The sequence below is a fragment of the Sphingobium sp. genome, from assembly GCA_023266575.1.
Taxonomy (GTDB): domain Bacteria; phylum Pseudomonadota; class Alphaproteobacteria; order Sphingomonadales; family Sphingomonadaceae; genus Sphingobium.
Map to the genome: position 1 here is coordinate 1 of JAHFPV010000001.1, position 16,623 is coordinate 16,623.

General features: G+C 60.4%; 19 protein-coding genes. 11 read left to right on the forward strand and 8 right to left on the reverse strand.

All coding sequences use genetic code 11. The features are described from left to right. The first annotated feature begins 63 nt into the window (after nt 1-63). The 3 genes from Q0D44_RS00005 to Q0D44_RS00015 all read left to right on the forward strand — a co-directional run bounded on the left by Q0D44_RS00005 (nt 64) and on the right by Q0D44_RS00015 (nt 1,508). Nucleotides 64-762 carry a DUF3034 family protein gene (locus tag Q0D44_RS00005; protein WP_294130358.1) on the forward strand — a complete coding sequence of 233 codons (699 nt, stop codon included), beginning with the start codon at nt 64-66 and terminating at the stop codon, nt 760-762. 13 nt (nt 763-775) lie between these two features. After that, nucleotides 776-1,246: a group 1 truncated hemoglobin gene (locus Q0D44_RS00010; RefSeq protein WP_294130361.1), complete on the forward strand. Its 471-nt coding sequence runs from the start codon at nt 776-778 to the stop codon at nt 1,244-1,246. 79 nt (nt 1,247-1,325) lie between these two features. After that, nucleotides 1,326-1,508: a CsbD family protein gene (locus tag Q0D44_RS00015; RefSeq protein ID WP_294130363.1), complete on the forward strand. Its 183-nt coding sequence runs from the start codon at nt 1,326-1,328 to the stop codon at nt 1,506-1,508. A 36-nt stretch (nt 1,509-1,544) separates the two neighbouring features. On the opposite strand, the gene Q0D44_RS00020 is transcribed toward Q0D44_RS00015, so the two are convergent. Then, complete coding sequence (locus Q0D44_RS00020; RefSeq protein WP_294131779.1) at nt 1,545-2,924, reverse strand: amino acid carrier protein; 1,380 nt, start codon at nt 2,922-2,924, stop codon at nt 1,545-1,547. Nucleotides 2,925-3,048: 124 nt separating this feature from the next. On the opposite strand from Q0D44_RS00020, the gene glmM reads away from it, so the two are divergent. The 7 genes from glmM (at nt 3,049) to Q0D44_RS00055 (ending at nt 8,048) form a co-directional block, all read left to right on the forward strand. Beyond that, complete coding sequence (glmM, locus tag Q0D44_RS00025; RefSeq protein WP_294130365.1) at nt 3,049-4,389, forward strand: phosphoglucosamine mutase; 1,341 nt, start codon at nt 3,049-3,051, stop codon at nt 4,387-4,389. Nucleotides 4,390-4,401: 12 nt separating this feature from the next. Then, on the forward strand, nt 4,402-4,626 hold the full coding sequence (locus Q0D44_RS00030) for a DUF1272 domain-containing protein (RefSeq protein WP_217673301.1): 225 nt from the start codon (nt 4,402-4,404) through the stop codon (nt 4,624-4,626). Beyond that, complete coding sequence (gene thiD, locus Q0D44_RS00035) at nt 4,623-5,390, forward strand: bifunctional hydroxymethylpyrimidine kinase/phosphomethylpyrimidine kinase (RefSeq protein WP_294130383.1); 768 nt, start codon at nt 4,623-4,625, stop codon at nt 5,388-5,390. The genes Q0D44_RS00030 and thiD overlap by 4 nt, the downstream gene beginning before the upstream one ends. Beyond that, a complete protein-coding gene (locus tag Q0D44_RS00040) occupies nt 5,383-5,982 on the forward strand; it encodes a ribonuclease HII (protein ID WP_294130385.1) in 600 nt (199 codons plus the stop codon). The genes thiD and Q0D44_RS00040 overlap by 8 nt, the downstream gene beginning before the upstream one ends. 180 nt (nt 5,983-6,162) lie before the next feature. Beyond that, the gene (locus Q0D44_RS00045; protein ID WP_294130388.1) at nt 6,163-6,810 is read left to right on the forward strand and encodes a L,D-transpeptidase family protein; all 648 of its coding nucleotides are present in this window, start codon (nt 6,163-6,165) and stop codon (nt 6,808-6,810) included. 581 nt (nt 6,811-7,391) lie between these two features. Further along, entirely contained in the window at nt 7,392-7,637 is a 246-nt protein-coding gene (locus Q0D44_RS00050) for a hypothetical protein (protein ID WP_294130391.1), read from the forward strand. A 66-nt stretch (nt 7,638-7,703) separates the two neighbouring features. Further along, nucleotides 7,704-8,048 (forward strand): SIR2 family protein, encoded by a 345-nt coding sequence (locus Q0D44_RS00055; protein ID WP_366008843.1) that lies wholly within the window; start codon nt 7,704-7,706, stop codon nt 8,046-8,048. On the opposite strand, the gene Q0D44_RS00060 is transcribed toward Q0D44_RS00055, so the two are convergent. Then, entirely contained in the window at nt 8,043-8,864 is an 822-nt protein-coding gene (locus tag Q0D44_RS00060) for an IS5 family transposase (protein ID WP_294130397.1), read from the reverse strand. The two genes, Q0D44_RS00055 and Q0D44_RS00060, sit on opposite strands and share 6 nt — an antisense overlap. A 117-nt stretch (nt 8,865-8,981) precedes the next feature. Between Q0D44_RS00060 and Q0D44_RS00065 the strand changes: the two genes are divergently transcribed. Beyond that, the gene (locus Q0D44_RS00065; RefSeq protein ID WP_294130399.1) at nt 8,982-10,706 is read left to right on the forward strand and encodes a hypothetical protein; all 1,725 of its coding nucleotides are present in this window, start codon (nt 8,982-8,984) and stop codon (nt 10,704-10,706) included. 310 nt (nt 10,707-11,016) lie between these two features. Here the strand turns inward: Q0D44_RS00065 and ahpF are convergent, their stop codons facing one another. From ahpF to ispH, 6 genes are all read right to left on the reverse strand, one after another. Beyond that, nucleotides 11,017-12,597: an alkyl hydroperoxide reductase subunit F gene (gene ahpF / locus Q0D44_RS00070; protein ID WP_294130402.1), complete on the reverse strand. Its 1,581-nt coding sequence runs from the start codon at nt 12,595-12,597 to the stop codon at nt 11,017-11,019. Nucleotides 12,598-12,688: 91 nt separating this feature from the next. Next, nucleotides 12,689-13,252 (reverse strand): alkyl hydroperoxide reductase subunit C, encoded by a 564-nt coding sequence (gene ahpC / locus Q0D44_RS00075; RefSeq protein ID WP_294130403.1) that lies wholly within the window; start codon nt 13,250-13,252, stop codon nt 12,689-12,691. A gap of 106 nt (nt 13,253-13,358) precedes the next feature. Next, nucleotides 13,359-14,048 carry a transcriptional regulator BetI gene (gene betI / locus Q0D44_RS00080; protein ID WP_294130404.1) on the reverse strand — a complete coding sequence of 230 codons (690 nt, stop codon included), beginning with the start codon at nt 14,046-14,048 and terminating at the stop codon, nt 13,359-13,361. A gap of 73 nt (nt 14,049-14,121) precedes the next feature. Next, the gene (rnhA, locus tag Q0D44_RS00085; RefSeq protein WP_294130406.1) at nt 14,122-14,568 is read right to left on the reverse strand and encodes a ribonuclease HI; all 447 of its coding nucleotides are present in this window, start codon (nt 14,566-14,568) and stop codon (nt 14,122-14,124) included. Between the two features lie 60 nt (nt 14,569-14,628). Next, the gene (gene thrB, locus Q0D44_RS00090; protein WP_294130408.1) at nt 14,629-15,606 is read right to left on the reverse strand and encodes a homoserine kinase; all 978 of its coding nucleotides are present in this window, start codon (nt 15,604-15,606) and stop codon (nt 14,629-14,631) included. A 3-nt stretch (nt 15,607-15,609) separates the two neighbouring features. Further along, a complete protein-coding gene (ispH, locus tag Q0D44_RS00095; RefSeq protein WP_294130412.1) occupies nt 15,610-16,569 on the reverse strand; it encodes a 4-hydroxy-3-methylbut-2-enyl diphosphate reductase in 960 nt (319 codons plus the stop codon). Nucleotides 16,570-16,623: the final 54 nt, after the last annotated feature.

A 16,623-nucleotide genomic window follows, 5' to 3' on the forward strand; every position in this document is an offset into this window, starting at 1 on the left:
GAACCTGAGCCTCTGCAAGCTCAACCAAACCCAAAAATGTAGTGGTAACACTCGCGCCGGTGCGTGCATGTCATTGAACAAAAATGCCTTTTCCAAAAGCACTGTTCAAGTTGGGTCAAGGATTATGACTATCAGAGCGCGGGCGTGGCGATCGGCATCCGCGACCGGATCGAGCTGAGCTACACGCATCAGGATTTCAACACGAACGAGATTGGCGCAGCGCTGGGGCTAGGCAAGGATTTTGCCTTTTCGCAGGATATTTTCGGCGCGAAGGTCAGGCTTGCAGGCGATCTTGTCTATGACCGGCTGCCGGCCATCGCAGTCGGCATCCAGTATAAGAACAACAATCAGGGCGCGATCGTCCGCGCGGTTGGCGCGAAGAGTGACGAGGGCGTCGATTATTATGCCTCCGTCAGCAAATTATTCCTCTCTCGCTCCATCCTGCTGTCCGGCACTGCGCGGCTGACAAAGGCGAACCAGATGGGGTTGCTCGGCTTTGGTGGCGGCAAGCAGGGCGGCCATACGCTTCAGTTTGAAGGATCGGCCGCCTGGCAATTGTCCCGCCGCATCGCGATTGGCGGCGAATATCGGCGCAAGCCCGACAATCTGAATATCGCGCGGGAGGATGACTGGTTCGACGCCTTCGCCGCCGTCGCGATCAGCCGCAATGTCACCGCGACCATTGCCTATGCCGATCTGGGTTCGATCGCCACGGTGAAGAGGCAGCGTGGCGTGTTTCTCCAGCTCCAGACCGCCTTCTAAAGGACGCAATCCCATGTCCATCATATTGTCGCTGCTGCTGTTGCAGGCCCCCCATGCGCTGCCGGGCGAAACTGCCGTCGACCCCTATGTAGCCGATAACCGCCATGCCGGGGCCGCGCCGTTTGAGGGGGATGGCATGGCGCTGGCCTTTGGCGGGCAGGACGGCATCCGCCGCATCGTCGACCGCTTCGTTACGATCAACTTTGCCGATCCGGTCATTGGCGAGATTTTCGCCAATCATGATCAGGTCCGCTTGAAGCGCACCTTGTTTGAGCAATTCTGTTTCATCCTGAACGCCGGGTGCAACTATACCGGGCGGGACATGGCCAGCGCGCATAAGGATCTGGGCGTGCAGAAGGCGGACATGAACCGCCTGGTCGAAACGCTCCAGCGGGCGATGGGGGAGGAGGGTGTGAGCTTTCAGGCGCAGAACCGTTTTCTGTCCAAACTCGCGCCGATGCGCCGCGATGTGATTGAAAAGTAACGTTACGCCTGCGTTCCGGCGGAAACCCTTTCTCCATGCGCTCGTTTAACATGTGGAAATCACGCAAGGAGTAAATCAGATGGGTGAAGCAACCGACAAGCTGAAGGCCGCTGGCAACAAGGCCGCTGGTGCCGTCAAGGAAGGCATCGGCAAGGCGACCGACAATGAGCGTCTGGAGTCCGAAGGCAAGGCGCAGAAGGCCAAGGGCACGGCACAGGACGTCGCCGGTTCGGTCAAGGGCGCACTTGGCGACAAAATCTGAATTTGAGTTGCTCCCAAGCAGGAGAAAGCCCCGCCCTTATCCGGCGGGGTTTTCTTTGTCCGCGAGATAGGTACGCACCTCCCGCCGCAACTCGCCTGCGCACAAATATAGCGCGATGACATTGGGAATCGCCATCAGGAAGAAGCTGCTGTCCACGATGCCGACGACCCGGCCAAGGTCGATCGCGGCGGCGGGTGGCAGGGCGACGATGTAGAGGATCTTGTAAGTCCACTGCGCGCGCGGACCATGGCCGAACAGATAGCCCCACGCCTGCAAGCCATAAAAGCCCCACGCCACCAGCGTGGAATAGGCAAACAGGAACACGACGACTGCGAGCAGCCAGGGGAACCAGGGCGACACCTGCGCAAAGGCGGCGGACGTGATTGCGATGCCCTCCAGCCCGGTATTCCAAGTTCCTGCGACGACCAGCGCCAGCCCGCCCAAGGCGCAGACGATCATGGTGCCGAGCAGCGGTTCGAGCAGCGCGACCAGTCCTTCGGATACAGGGTGCCGCGCCCGCGCGAGGCTATGTGCCATCACCGCCGATCCGACGCCCGCTTCACTGGCGAACACAGCGCGGCGCATCCCCGCGACGAACGCACCCACCGCGCCGCCGGTCGCCGCCTGACCGCTCCATGCCCCGTCCCAGATCAGGGCCAGCGCGCCGGGAATAGCGCCTGCATGCAGGATCAGAATCGCCAGCACGCCCGCCAGATAGACCGCGACCTTCAAGGGGGTCAGCCGCTTGGCGACCTCCCCCAGCCATGCCGCTCCGCCCAGCGTCACTAGCGCCACGGCACCGGCCAGAAACACGCCATAGGCCCAGCCATTGGTCAGGCCGGTGACAACCTTCACCTGCGCGAAACTCTGGTTCACCTGCACCATCGGAATCGCGCCGAACAGGGCGAAGAAGGCATAGGCGCCGCCCAGCATCATGCCGATCCTTGGCCAGCCGCGCGCGGCACCGACGGCTTTCAAGACATACATAGGCCCGCCATGGACATGGCCAGCCTCATCGAAGATGCGATATTTAAGGCCCAGCGTGACCTCCGCCATCTTCACCGTCATCGCGAACCAGCCGATGATGAACATCCACAAGATAGCGCCCGGCCCGCCCATCGTCAGCGCCACCGCGACCCCCGCGATATTGCCCAGGCCGATCGTGCCGGACAGCGCGGTGCTGAGCGCCGCCCACTGGCTGACATCGCCCTGTGCCTCGCCCTTGTCCGGCTGGGTGCGCAGGATGCGGATCGCCCGTCCGACCTGGGTGATATTGGGGAAGCCCAGCCACAGGGTGAAAAACAGCATCGGCAGCGCCAGATACAGCACGATCAATTCGATCTGCGCGCCCGCGACCGGCACCTTGAAGAACACCGCGCCCGAAAGCGCGTCGATAAACGCATTGAAACTGTCCATCGCGCCGGGATGCCGCGAGGCCGCTGGAAAGTCGATCAAGAAAAACTTGGGCTTTCTCTCCTCCCGCTCAGCCCGAACGGTTCTGGGGTTGATACGGGGCGCCTCCCCGGTGCATGAGAAACGCATGACCAGACGATATTTCGGCACCGACGGCATACGCGGGCGCACCAACGCATGGCCGATGACGGCGCAACTGGCGATGCAGGTCGGCATGGCGGCGGGGACCCATTTCCAGCGCGGCGACCACCGCCATCGCGTGGTGATTGGCAAGGATACGCGCCTGTCGGGCTATATGGTCGAAAATGCGCTGGTCGCGGGCTTTACCGCCGTGGGCATGGACGTGGTACAGTTCGGGCCGATCCCGACGCCCGCCGTGGCCATGCTGGCCCATTCGATGCGTGCGGACCTTGGCGTCATGATCTCCGCCAGTCACAATCCCTATTTCGACAATGGTATCAAACTGTTCGGGCCGGACGGCTATAAGCTGTCGGACGAGGATGAGCTGAAGATCGAGGCGCTGATCGATCAGCAGGTGCCGCTCGCCGCGTCTAAGGATATTGGTCGCGCCCGACGGGTCGAGGATGCGCGCGGGCGCTATATCCACGCGGTCAAATCCAGCTTCCCCGCCGACCTGCGGCTCGATGGCCTGAAAATCGTCATCGATTGCGCCAATGGCGCTGCCTATCAGGTCGCGCCGTCGGCCTTGTGGGAACTGGGCGCGACCGTCGTGGCGGTCGGCGTCAATCCCAACGGCACCAATATCAATGACGGCTGCGGATCGACCGCGCCCTTGCTGTGTCGGGAAACGGTCGTCTCGTCGGGCGCGGATATCGGCATCGCGCTGGATGGCGACGCGGACCGGCTGATCGTGGTCGATGAGAAAGGCCAGATCGTCGATGGTGATCAGATCATGGCGCTGATCGCCGCCAATTTCGCCCGCGCTGGCACGTTGCGCGGCGGCGGGCTGGTGGCGACGGTGATGTCCAATCTGGGGCTGGAGCGCTTCCTGACCGGGCAGGGCATCGGGCTGGAGCGCACCAGCGTGGGCGACCGTTATGTGCTGGAGCGGATGCGCAGCGGCGGCTTCAATGTCGGCGGCGAACAGTCGGGTCATATGATCCTGTCCGACTATGCGACCACCGGCGATGGGACGGTCGCTGCGTTGCAGGTGCTGGCCGCGCTCGTCCGATCCGGCAAGCCCGCCAGCGAGACGCTGCACCAGTTCGACCCGGTGCCGCAATTGCTCAAAAATGTGCGCTTTTCCGGGGGCAAGCCGCTGGAGCATGACGACGTCAAGCGCGTCATTGCGCAGGCGGAGGCAGAGCTGACCGGGGTTGGCCGTCTGGTCATCCGCCCGTCCGGCACCGAACCGGTGATCCGGGTGATGGCTGAGGGCGACCGCGAGGAACAGGTGCGCGACGTGGTCGATCGCATCTGCGCGGCGGTCGAGAAGGCGGCGGCGTGAGGAGGTTCAAACATGCTTGAAATGCGCCCCGATTGCGAACGCTGCGGCACGGACCTGCCCGCCGATGAACCCGGCGCGTTCATCTGCTCGTTCGAATGCACATACTGCGCGCCCTGTGCCGAGGCGCTGGACGATCGCTGCCCCAATTGCGGCGGCGAGCTGATGGACCGGCCCAGTCGGACGGGCAAGGCGCTGGCGGGCAATCCCGCGTCCACCATGCGCCATTATAAGGGATGAGCATCGCGCGCATCCTGATCATTGCCGGGTCCGACAGCGGCGGCGGCGCAGGTATCCAGGCGGACTTGAAGGCAGTGACGATGCTGGGCGGCCATGCCATGACCGCGATCACCGCGATCACCGCGCAGAATACGCTGGGGGTGCAGGGCGTGCATCCGGTGCCGACGGACATGGTGCTGGCTCAGATGCACAGCTGCATCAGCGATATTGGCGTGGATGCGGTGAAGATCGGCATGATCGGATCGGCGGACACGGCGATGGCAGTGGCGGAACTGCTCACCGGCCTGAGCGACGTGCCGATCGTCTTTGATCCGGTGATGGTGGCGACCAGCGGATCGGTGCTGGCTGATGCGGCGACGATTGCGGCGTTCGAGAAGCTGATGGCGATCGCGACGCTGGTGACGCCCAATATCCCCGAACTGGCGGCACTGGGCGGCGAAGGTATTGCCGCGCGGTTCGGCACGTATGTGCTGGCCAAGGGCGGGCATGGTGTGGGTGCGCTGCTGGTGGACCGGCTGGTCGGGCCAGAGGGGCTGGTCACCGACTGGACTGACCCGCGCATCGACACGCCGCACACCCACGGCACCGGCTGCACGCTGGCCAGCGGCATTGCGACCGGGCTGGGGCAGGGGATGGCGATGGGTGCCGCGATTGCGCGCGCGCGCGCTTATGTGCGCGCGGCGCTGACGATCGCGCCGGGGCTGGGCGGCGGGCATGGGCCGATGGGTGCGCCGCCAGAATTTCTTGCGCATTTTCATGCCTGATTTTGTCTATGAACTGCGCCACCATCCGGGGCTTGTCGCCGGGGTGGATGAGGCGGGGAGGGGACCGCTTGCCGGACCGGTGGTTGCCGCTGCCGTGATCCTGCGGGCGGAGGATTGCCCGGAGGGACTGAACGACAGCAAGAAACTCTCGGCCAGTCGCCGCGCGGCGCTGGAGGTGGAGATCAAGGCGCGCGCGATCTGCTGGGGGCTGGGGGTGGCCAGTGTCGAGGAGATCGATCGGATCAACATCCTCTGGGCGACAATGCTGGCGATGACGCGGGCGGTCGAGGCTCTGGGGCAGGAGTGCCAGCATGTGCTGGTCGATGGCAACCGGGTGCCGGACTGGCGCTGGGCTGCTACCGCGGTCATCGGCGGTGACGCAAAGTGCCTGTCGATCGCCGCTGCCTCCATCCTGGCCAAGGAAGCGCGGGACCGGATGATGCTGGAGGCGGCGGCCAGCCACCCTCATTATGGATGGGAGAGCAACAAGGGCTATGGCAGCGCGCAGCATCTGGCCGCGCTGCGGACCCATGGACCGACGCCGTTGCACCGGCGCAGCTTTGCGCCTGTCGCGCAGATGCTGCTGATTTAGGGGAGAGTTCCACCCCACCTCCGTTCGTTTCGAGCGAAGTCGAGAAACTTGTGCGCCCCGTTTCTCGACTTCGCTCGAAACGAACGGGAGGCGGTGGCCCCCTGTCCCAAGTCGGGACCGATGCGGTAAAGCGCTTGGCTCCCCTCTGGCGCGCGGCGGGGTTATGGTTAAGAAAGGCTTATGCTTTTCCCCCGGCTGTTCGTCCTGCTGTGCTGCCTGGCTTTGGGCGTTCCGTCCGCGCGGGCGGAGCTGGCGGATTTGCCGCTGGCACCCGGCGCGTTTCGCTGGGCGGATGACGCCACCGCCAGCGGACCGCTCTATCTGATCGTCAGCATCGCGCGGCAGCGTGTACATGTCTATCGCGGCGATCGGCTGATCGGCGCGGCCAGCGTGTCGACGGGGACGAAGGGCCACCGCACCCCCACCGGCAGCTTCCCCATCCTGCAAAAGCGCCAGTGGCACCGCTCCAACCTCTACAGCAATGCGCCCATGCCGTTCATGCAGCGGCTAACCTGGGACGGCATCGCGCTCCATGCCGGGCATAATCCCGGCTACCCCGCCAGCCATGGCTGCATCCGCCTGCCCTATGCTTTTGCCCGGCAACTCTTCGCGCTGACGCGGATCGGCACGCTGACGGAGGTTACGAGCGACCGGCTGAACGCCGCGATCCTGCTCGACCTGCTGGTCGTGGGTGATGCAGGGAGCAGCGTGGTAACCTTTGGCATGGGGGGCGGCATGGGCAGTGGCGACAGGCGGGTGGGCGCGGGGACGCGGGTGCCGCTGCTGGAGATCGACCCGGATATTTTCGGGGTCTGGGGCCGGCGTTGAAGGGACGGGCGGGACTTATGCAGTCTTGCCAAATCAGCAAAGTTCACGCCATCGCAGGCCACGCAAAAGCGTGGGAGCAGACTCCGCTTATGGACTTCGCAATAGGATATTTTTTGCAAATTGTGCCGCGACGCCCGTAGGCGCGCGGAGACGATCAACCGGACGGAGAGAAAGAGCCGGGGGGATTATGGCATGGGGTGGGGGGTAGGACAGGGGGGTATTGGTCGGCTCCCGTCTGCAAGGGGGGCGGGCTGCAAATATGGACCGTCGGCCGTTAGGCATGATGTCTGGGCGCGTCAGACGGTCACAATGCAAGGCCCGCATACGGCGCTGAACTCAAATACCGCGATCCGTCACCACAGAGGTGCGTGGCGATCTGCTCCTCGCCAAACGGCCGACGATGTTTGATACTCTTGAGAAACAACCGATTGTTTGGGAATGGCTCCAGTCCTGACACATTCCGGCTAGCTTCCAACGGCTTCAGCAATCTATAGTTGATCTTCAGTTTAGCCGACGCGAGGCACTGAAAGTCTTAAATTGGTCGGTTCGGCGCGGCGGACGCTAGGTTGTAGGGGGCAAACGTGTTGCAAATTCCAGAATCCGGCCTTTTCAAGGCCGACATCCGCAAAGGTTTAAATCTCTTCGTCGGCGCAGGTTTTTCTACTCTCGCTCGCAACAAATTTAATCATCTTCTTCCAGTTGGTGATGAATTGAAGAATGGATTGATTGAAGAATTCAAATTGTATTCATATGCAGAACTCGATTTGGCAAGTATATACGCAATTTTGCTTGCTGATCGCCGCGATTCTCTCCGTACATATCTTTAAGATGTATTCACTGTTTCTAAGTATGACAATCGATATGATGCTCTGAGATCACTTGATATTGATTTTCTGTACACGACAAACATCGATGATCTGCCGTATCATATTTTTGATGCCCGAGGTGACGACGAAGGCCGGGTTTTGCATGACCTCTCGATGTACGGCGCACCTAGGCAACCTTCACAAGTTGCTCAGTTCATTGCTTTACATGGTAACGTGCGTCATGAAGATGCCGACTATCTTTTTACGCCGGGGCAAATTTCATCTGCATTCGCTTCAGATAGGCAGACTTGGTACGTCTTTCAGCGTGAGTTACAGGCGCGCCCTACTTTTTTCGTCGGCTATGGAATGAGAGACGCTGGCGTTCTGCAGGCCTTAGAGCCTGATTCAAAATTATCCTTCGTAAATTCATAACCTTGCGATGCGGCGGGCGAAGAGCTGGATCGAGGCTATGAACAGCCATGCAGTTGCTGACGCGATGGTTTGCTCGAAATCCTTGGCCAGTCGGCGGTTTCGATTCAGCCATGCCAGCGTCCGCTCCACGACCCAACGGCGTGGAAGGACCACGAAACCCCTGGCGGTATCGGACCGTTTGACGATCTCGAGGGTCCATTTGCCGATCCGGCTCAGCGCCTGCCGGAGTTTGTCTCCAGCATAGCCGCCATCGGCAAACACATGGCGCAGCCACGGGAAGCGCTTGATGATCTCGGTCAGCACCAGCGGTGCACCGTCTCGGTCCTGAATGTCGGCGGTGTGGATAACGGCGTGGACCAGATTGCCCTCGGTGTCGGTGAGGATGTGGCGCTTGCGGCCCTTGATCTTCTTGCCCGCATCATAGCCGTGAGGACCGCCGGATTCGGTGGTTTTGACGCTCTGGCTGTCGATGACCCCGGCACTGGGCGAGGCATCGCGCCCGGTCGCCTCGCGCCCGATCAGCAATAGGGCATGATTGAGCGACAACCAGAGCCGGTTGTCCCGCCAAAGGTAAAACCAGCGCCGCACTGTCGAGACCGGCGGAAAGCACGGTGGCAGCATCCGCCACGGCAGACCGCCGCGCAACAGATACAGGATCGCCTCGACAATCCGCCGCAGCGGCCACTTGCGCGGACGGCCCACATGCGACGGCGGCGGCAAAAACGGCTCAAGCAGCTCCCATTCAGCGTCGGTCAAATCACTTGGCAAAGCCAAGTCCGCGCGGGCATACTGCGCCCGAGTGGTGTCGGTCCACATCGTTGATCTCCGGTAGTCTTCGCAAAACCACCTGAATCAACGACTTGGGCTGGCGTCAAGCTAACCCACTGATACCACTCAACTTAGTTTCGGATCAGGCACTTACAGGACGGTGGGGTGCAAACGCAGGTCAATCGTTGGATATTACTTCGGAAAGACGATGAAGCAGCGCGAGCCCTCTATACCAGCCTCGGCTTTCACATTGCAGTGGGTGATACCGAAGATTTGTTGAAGTTTATTTCCATAGACCTTCCTGATAAAGTTGGAACAAAATCGACCAACAGCCGCCGTATATTTACTGGTCATGTTCCAAGTGTGGCGGAGGTCGCACAGCGTCCCATTCGCAATTTTTTTCTCGGCGCTGAGCCGGAATGGTCGGATGCTTATTCTAGCCAAGTGGTTCGGCGGCGGATTAATTCTGCAGTTAAGAATTCAATTTACAACGGGAGGCACGTGGCGATCGTCGGTCTTCCACTGTCAGGTAAATCAACAATTTTACGGCAGGTCGCTGCGGAAATTGGGGCTGATCGCCCTACACTCTTTTTCGAGAGGATCACTGAGCCTCAAACTGACAAGATCGTCGCTGAGCATACCGGACAGTCCAGCCGCGCGCTGATTTTCGTTGATAATCTAATTGATTCTCGTGAAGCAATCGACCGTTTGGTGGGTTCAATCGGAGCGCAAATCGTATCTGCGGAACAGAGTATCTACTTTGACTCGGTTACACTCAGGTCGATGCAGGGAAAGCTTGACGTCCATTCCAGCTCCGAAATAGCAAATCAAGACCTGCAAATTATTATAGATTCAATACCAGTTGATATAAGGCGATGGCATCCAGACAGTTTAGATTCCGTTTTTAATGATAGCGGGGAATTTGGACTATTTGAGTCGTTTCGAAGGCATGTTTACGATGAGAATCTTACGAGTAGATTTCGTTCAAAATTAAATGAATTTGAAGCAAAAGATCAGGAAGCATTCGATGTATACATAATGGCTTGCTATGTAGCATCATGCAGAACTATAGTTTCATTTGATATGATATATACGTTTTTGCCTAAAAGAGACAAGACGTATATTGATGTTTATGATATAGTAAAACGTATTGGTAGCTTTCTTGTGGAAGTCGATCTTGCAGATGATCCTGATCAAGATCACTTTTCCGTTAGATCCGGCGCGCTGGCTCGAATTGCGCTGAGAGAGTGTAAAGCCCAATCCTTTGGTCGAATTTACAGTCGCTTTCACAATTCTGTACCGCCTCGACTTACGGTAGATTACGAGGTCTTCCGCAGGTATGCATACGATAATGACCATGCACGTCGAGCCTTTCCAAAACTAGAGGATGGCCGAAAGTTCTACGAGCAGTTGGTTAGAGTTAGCGACAATGCTTACGACTATCAGCACGGTGCTATATACCTCTCAAAAATGAAAAGCTTTACAGAAGCTTTTTCATGGATTGATAAAGCGATTTCTAAAAGCCGTGGAAGAGTATTTTCAATCAGAAATACTCATGCTCGAATTTTGTTCGAAGCAAACATCGACATTCTTAAGCTCAACACATCCGACAGCACGGCGCTCGACGGAATCGAAGAAAGCATGAGTGTTTTAGAGGGCTGCATTAAAAATGATGCAAGGCGCTCATATCATCTTCTCAGATTTAGTGACCAAGCACTCCAATATTCCTCAATAATGGATGATGAGAATCGTAGAATATGGCTTAACCATTCCTATGATAACCTTCAGCAAATGGTAGAAAAAGCGGCGATATCTAACAGTAGAGAAATTTATAATCTCCGGAAATACAGAAATTTGTACAATGAAGCGCGAATTGCGCTTGGACGATAAGCCAATGATGGAAGCGTCGAAATGGCCCGGATGCTATCCTGAAGCCATCGGCATATTCGGTACGGAGCGACGAACCTGTCGCTTTGCCCCGATGGGCAACTATCCACATTTAGAGTTTTTTGACGCACAGCAAAATGCTTACCGATTCAGCATTCGGTGATCTAGGGAGCCTCCGTTTCTAGGGAGCTCACGGTCTCCGTGCAACGGTCACAAGTGGGGTATCCGACCACGCCACCCCCAAAAAAAACGGCCAACCCGTCCCCGGATCGGCCGCTTCACATATGTCCAACTCGCTGTCGGACTTATCTCGTCACGCTGCCTGTGCGGCTTCTTCGCTCGCGGGCAGGCGGATCAGATAGTCGAAGGCTGACAGGCCCGCCGTTGATCCCGCGCCCATGGCGATGACGATCTGCTTGTAGGGGACCGTCGTACAGTCGCCTGCCGCGAAGATGCCCGGCACGCTGGTTTCGCCACGGACGTCGATTTCGATTTCGCCGCGGGGGGAGAGGGCGACGGTGTCTTTCAGCCATTCGGTGTTGGGAACCAGGCCGATCTGGACGAAGATGCCTTCCAGTTCGATGTCATGTTCGGTGCCGCTGTTGCGGTCCTTGTAGGACAGGCCGGTAACGCGATCGCCATTGCCGTCGACCTTGGTGGTGAGCGCCGAGGTGATGATCTTGACGTTGGGCAGGCTGGCGAGCTTGCGTTGCAGCACCGCGTCGGCGCGGAGCTGGCTGTCAAACTCGATCAGCGTCACATGGGCGACAATGCCCGCCAGGTCGATCGCGGCTTCGACACCGCTATTGCCGCCGCCGATCACCGCGACGCGCTTGCCCTTGAACAGGGGGCCGTCGCAATGGGGGCAATAGGCCACGCCTTTGTTGCGATACTCTTCCTCGCCCGGCACGCCCATCTGCCGCCAGCGCGCGCCGGTGGAGAGGATGAGGGTGCGGCCCTTGAGCGACGCGCCATTTTCCAGCACGACCTCATGATAGCCGCCTTCGGTGCGGGCGGGGATCAGCTTGGTCGCCTTCTGCAGGTTCATGATCTCGACATCATAATCCTTCACATGGGCTTCCAGCGCGGACGCTAGCTTTGGCCCTTCGGTGCGGGACACAGAGATGAAATTTTCGATGTCCATCGTGTCGAGCACCTGGCCCCCGAAGCGTTCGGCGGCGACGCCGGTGCGGATGCCCTTGCGCGCGGCATAGATGGCTGCCGCCGCGCCCGCTGGCCCGCCGCCGACGATCAGCACCTCGAACGGCTCCTGTTTTTTGATCTTCTCGGCGGCGCGGGTGGCGGCGCCGCTGTCGATCTTCGCGACGATCTGTTCCAGCTCCATCCGGCCGGAGCCAAAGGGTTCGCCGTTCAGGAAGATGGTGGGGACGGCCATCACCTTGCGCTCGTCCACCTCCGCCTTGAACAGTGCGCCGTCGATGGCGACGTGGCTGATGCGGGGGTTGAGGACGCTCATCAGGTTGAGCGCCTGCACCACGTCCGGGCAATTCTGGCAGGAGAGGGAGAAATAGGTTTCAAAGGCGAAGTCGCCGTCCAGCCCCTTGACCTGTTCGATCAGGTCCTGCGCGGCCTTTGACGGGTGACCGCCGACCTGGAGCAGGGCGAGGACCAGCGACGTGAATTCATGGCCCATGGGAATGCCAGCGAAACGGACGCCGATATCGGTGCCCACGCGGCGGATCATGAAGCTGGGGACGCGCTTGTCGGTGCCGGTGGTCACGCTGACCTTGTCGGACAGGGCGGCGATTTCGCCCAGCAGGTCATTGAGTTCGCGCGATTTGGCGTCGTCACCCAGAGAGGCGACGAGTTCGATAGGCTCACGGATGTTTACCAGATAGGCCTTGAGCTGCTGCGTCAGGGTGGCGTCGAGCATGGAATAATCCTTCGTTAGATACAAATATGGCCCGGAGCGGAGGAGAGGTTCCACTCCGAGCCACTTTGCGACCCGCTTGGGGAACTATGTTTTAGATCTTGCCGACCAGGTCGAGCGAGGGGGCGAGGGTTTCTTCGCCTTCTTCCCACTTGGCGGGGCAGACTTCACCGGGGTGCGCGGCGACATACTGGGCAGCCTTGACCTTGCGGAGCAATTCGGTCGCGTTGCGGCCGACGCCTTCGGAGGTGATTTCCATGAACTGGATCACGCCTTCGGGATCGACCAGGAAGGTCGCACGGTCGGCCAGGCCAACGCCGGGGCGCATCACGTCGAAATTGTTGGTGATCGTGCCCGACTGGTCACCCAGCATATAATAGTTGATCTTGCCGATGGCAGGCGACGTGTCGTGCCAGGCCTTGTGGCTGAAATGGGTGTCGGTCGAGACCGAAAAGACTTCTACGTTCAGACCCTGCAGCGTCGGGTAGATGCTGGCCAGATCTTCCAGCTCGGTCGGGCAGACGAAGGTGAAGTCGGCGGGGTAGAAGAAAAAGATCGCCCACTTGCCCTTCACGTCCGCGTCGGTGACGTCCACGAACTTGCCTTCCTTATAGGCGGTCGCGGCGAACGGCTTGATGGTGGTGTTGATAAGAGCCATGGGCTTGTCAGGTCCTTCTGAGGGGTTGCTGTTGCGAACACCATGTAGGGAAGCCGACGGCCCAAGGGAAATTGGTTTTCTCGGACTTGGAGAGTGAGAAAAGCGATCACGGCATATCGGATTGATCGACCCAGTCGCCGCGCCCCCCGTCACCCCTCCATTGACCTAGTGCCAGCATCATGGCGCGTTCGACCATGGCCTGTGCTTCCTCTGCCGAGAATGTTGTCGAGTCGAGGCAGATTTCCAGCCACAGGCCATCGACCAGCGCAGTCAGACTGATCGCGGCCAGGCGGGCGCGGTCCTGCGGCATTTCGGGAACGATGGCGCACAAAAGCGATTCGAGCTGGGCGCGGGTGCCGCCATAGACATCGGCGTGTATCGCGGCGATGCGGGGGTCGGTCTTGACCAGACTCCAGAAGGCGGTCCAGGTCGCGAGCAGATCGGGATCGAGGATTGGCGCGCGAAAATTGGCCTGGAGGCAGGCGCGCAACTGGTCGCGCGGATCGTCGCCCGCTTCCTCGACCGCCTGTTCGAGCGCAGCGGAGACTCGCGCGCCGACATCCTCATAGGTGGCGACGATAAGCGCATCGACGCCGTCGAAATAATGGGTGAGCAGGCCCGACGACACGCCTGCGCGGGCGCAGATGGCGCGGACGGACGTGCCAGCGACGCCCTTCTCGGCAAGGCAGCGCGCGGTCGCCTCGATCAGGGCCTGCCGTCGCACGTCTGCCGTCTCGCGGATGAAGCGCGCTCTTGGTTTTGCAATTACGCTACGTTTTGCTAGATTTTCTGTCATTATTCCCCCCGAAGACTCCCTTTGGGGTCTGGCGGCGTGGCTGGCAAGATAGGCCGTTGCTTGGGATATGTCTCTAGCGACGAAAATCGTCGGCGGCTGCACTGGCCAGCCGGTCGGCGCGTTCATTTTCGGGGTGGCCGGCATGACCCTTGACCCATTTCCACGTTACCTGATGCGGGGCGGCGGCTTTCAGCAGCGCCTGCCAGATTTCGACATTCTTGACCGGCTTGTTGTCCGCGGTGCGCCAGCCCTTCTTCTGCCAGCCGAACACCCATTTGGTGATGCCGTCCATGACATATTTGCTGTCGGTGTGGAGCGTGACGCGGCAGGGTTTCTTGAGCGCGTTGAGCGCCTCGACCGCGGCCATCATCTCCATGCGGTTGTTGGTGGTGAGTGCTTCGCCACCCGACATTTCCTTTTCCGTATCACCAAAGCGCAGCACAGCGCCCCAGCCGCCGGGGCCGGGATTGCCCTTGCACGCGCCGTCGGTGAAAATGTCGACTGTGGGGGTATCGGTCATTATTAGCCTTGCGCTGCCAGTCGGTTTCTCGACTTCGCTCGAAACGAACGGATGTTGGAGTTAGGTGCCCAGCAGGTCCGCCGGATTGGCGCTGGAGTAGAAATCGAGGCGGCGCAGATAGGCGAGCGGGTCCTTGCGGGTCACCAGCGCGTCAGGCGGCGTGTTGATCCAGTCATAGGCGCGGGTCAGCAGGAAGCGCAGCGCTGCGCCCCGGCACAATATCGGGAAGGCGGCGCGTTCGGTGTCGGTTAGACCATGGGCGGCGTCATAGCCTGCGGCTAGCGCTACCGCACGATCGCCAAAGAAGGTCCCGCCGTCATGGCTGAACACCCAGGCGCTGTGGGTGATGGCGAGGTCATAGGCGCGAATGTCGGTGCAGCTGAAATAAAAGTCAATGAGGCCCGTGACCTGATCACCCAGCATCAGCACATTGTCGGGAAACAGATCGGCATGGATGACGCTGCGGGGCAGGTCGGCGGGCCAATGGGCGTCGAGAAAGGCAAGTTCGTCGCGGACGCGGGCGGCAAGGCCCGGCGCGATCTGGTCGAAATTCTCGCCGCATTTGTCCGCTAGATCATGCCAGCCTGCAAGGTCCAGCGTATTGCGCCGTTCAAGCGGAAAGCCTTCCGCTGCGCGATGCAATTCGCCCAGCGCCGCGCCGGTCGCGCGCGCCTGCTCCGGGGTCGGTTCAGTGAGCGAAATGCCGGTCAGAAATTCGATGAGGCAGGCGGGGCGCCCCGACAAGGTCTGGAGCCGCTGGCCGTCCCGGTCGGCGATGAAGCGCGGGACGAGGCAGCCGCGCGCGCCCAGATGATCGAGCAGGTCCATGAAGAAGGGCAGGTCCGCCTCATCCACCCGCTTTTCATAGAGGGTCAGGATATAGCGGTGGCCGGAGCCATCATGGCCGGTGGTTTCGAGCAGATAATTGCTATTCTCCACCCCTTCGGCAATGCCCTTGGCCGACACGAGGCGGCCTGCGTCATAGCGGGTGAGGAAAGCGTCAATCTCTTCGGCGGGAACATGGGTATAGACGGCCATGACTTATGCCGTCTCCAGCCCGCGCGGCAGCTTGAAGGCAATGGTTTCGCGCGCGGTTTCGACCTGCTCCTCGGTCACGGTGAAGCGAGTGGCGATGGCTTCAACCACTTCGCGCACCAGTATTTCGGGCGCGGAAGCCCCAGCGGTAAGGCCCAGCGTCGTGACGCCTTCGAGCCAGGCAAAGTCGATCTCGTCCGCGCGCTGGATCAGGCGGGCAGGCGTGCCTTCGCGTTCGGCCACCTCGACCAGCCGCAGCGAATTGGAGCTGTTGGGCGCGCCGATGACATAGAGCGCGTCGCAGCGCGGCGCGATCGCCTTCACTGACGTCTGCCGGTTGGACGTGGCGTAGCAAATATCCTCCCCCTTGGGCGCGACGATCGAAGGGAAGCGCTCCAGCAGGGTGGCGACGATCGCGGCGGTGTCATCGACCGACAGGGTGGTCTGCGTCAGGAAGGCAAGATTGGCGGGATCGGCCGGGGTGAAGGCCTGCGCATCCTCGACAGTCTCGATCAGGGTCATGGTGCCGTCCGGCACCTGGCCGAAGGTGCCGATGACTTCGGGATGCCCCTTATGCCCGATGAACAATATGTGGCGGCAATCCTTTACCTGCCGTTCGGCCTGACGATGAACCTTGCTGACCAGCGGGCAGGTGGCGTCGAGATAGGAGAGGCCGCGTTCTTCCGCCTTGGCAGGCACCGCCTTGGGAACGCCATGGGCGGAAAAGACGACCGGCACGCCGTCCGGCACCTGATCCAGTTCCTCGACAAAGATCGCGCCCTTGGCCTTCAGACTGTCCACGACATATTTGTTATGGACGATTTCATGGCGGACATAGACCGGCGCGCCATAGGTTTCGATCGCCCGTTCGACGATGATGATGGCGCGGTCGACCCCGGCGCAGAAACCGCGCGGGGCGGCGATCAAAAGGGTCATGGGCGGGCGGGCGGCGGCGCTGTCGGTCATGGCTTTGCGCTTAGGCGAATGTAGGCCGGGAGGAAAGCCGCTTCCTTGCGGTTG

Bases quoted from the DNA above. Each gene is read 5' to 3' on its own strand.
- Q0D44_RS00015 (WP_294130363.1), top strand. From the start codon at position 1,326: ATGGGTGAAGCAACCGACAAGCTGAAGGCCGCTGGCAACAAGGCCGCT.
- thiD (WP_294130383.1), top strand. From the start codon at position 4,623: ATGAGCATCGCGCGCATCCTGATCATTGCCGGGTCCGACAGCGGCGGC.
- Q0D44_RS00030 (WP_217673301.1), top strand. From the start codon at position 4,402: ATGCTTGAAATGCGCCCCGATTGCGAACGCTGCGGCACGGACCTGCCC.
- Q0D44_RS00020 (WP_294131779.1), bottom strand. From the start codon at position 2,924: ATGGACAGTTTCAATGCGTTTATCGACGCGCTTTCGGGCGCGGTGTTC.
- ispH (WP_294130412.1), bottom strand. From the start codon at position 16,569: ATGACCGACAGCGCCGCCGCCCGCCCGCCCATGACCCTTTTGATCGCC.
- Q0D44_RS00040 (WP_294130385.1), top strand. From the start codon at position 5,383: ATGCCTGATTTTGTCTATGAACTGCGCCACCATCCGGGGCTTGTCGCC.
- rnhA (WP_294130406.1), bottom strand. From the start codon at position 14,568: ATGACCGATACCCCCACAGTCGACATTTTCACCGACGGCGCGTGCAAG.
- thrB (WP_294130408.1), bottom strand. From the start codon at position 15,606: ATGGCCGTCTATACCCATGTTCCCGCCGAAGAGATTGACGCTTTCCTC.
- Q0D44_RS00010 (WP_294130361.1), top strand. From the start codon at position 776: ATGTCCATCATATTGTCGCTGCTGCTGTTGCAGGCCCCCCATGCGCTG.
- ahpF (WP_294130402.1), bottom strand. From the start codon at position 12,597: ATGCTCGACGCCACCCTGACGCAGCAGCTCAAGGCCTATCTGGTAAAC.
- Q0D44_RS00045 (WP_294130388.1), top strand. From the start codon at position 6,163: ATGCTTTTCCCCCGGCTGTTCGTCCTGCTGTGCTGCCTGGCTTTGGGC.
- Q0D44_RS00060 (WP_294130397.1), bottom strand. From the start codon at position 8,864: ATGTGGACCGACACCACTCGGGCGCAGTATGCCCGCGCGGACTTGGCT.
- glmM (WP_294130365.1), top strand. From the start codon at position 3,049: ATGACCAGACGATATTTCGGCACCGACGGCATACGCGGGCGCACCAAC.
- betI (WP_294130404.1), bottom strand. From the start codon at position 14,048: ATGACAGAAAATCTAGCAAAACGTAGCGTAATTGCAAAACCAAGAGCG.
- ahpC (WP_294130403.1), bottom strand. From the start codon at position 13,252: ATGGCTCTTATCAACACCACCATCAAGCCGTTCGCCGCGACCGCCTAT.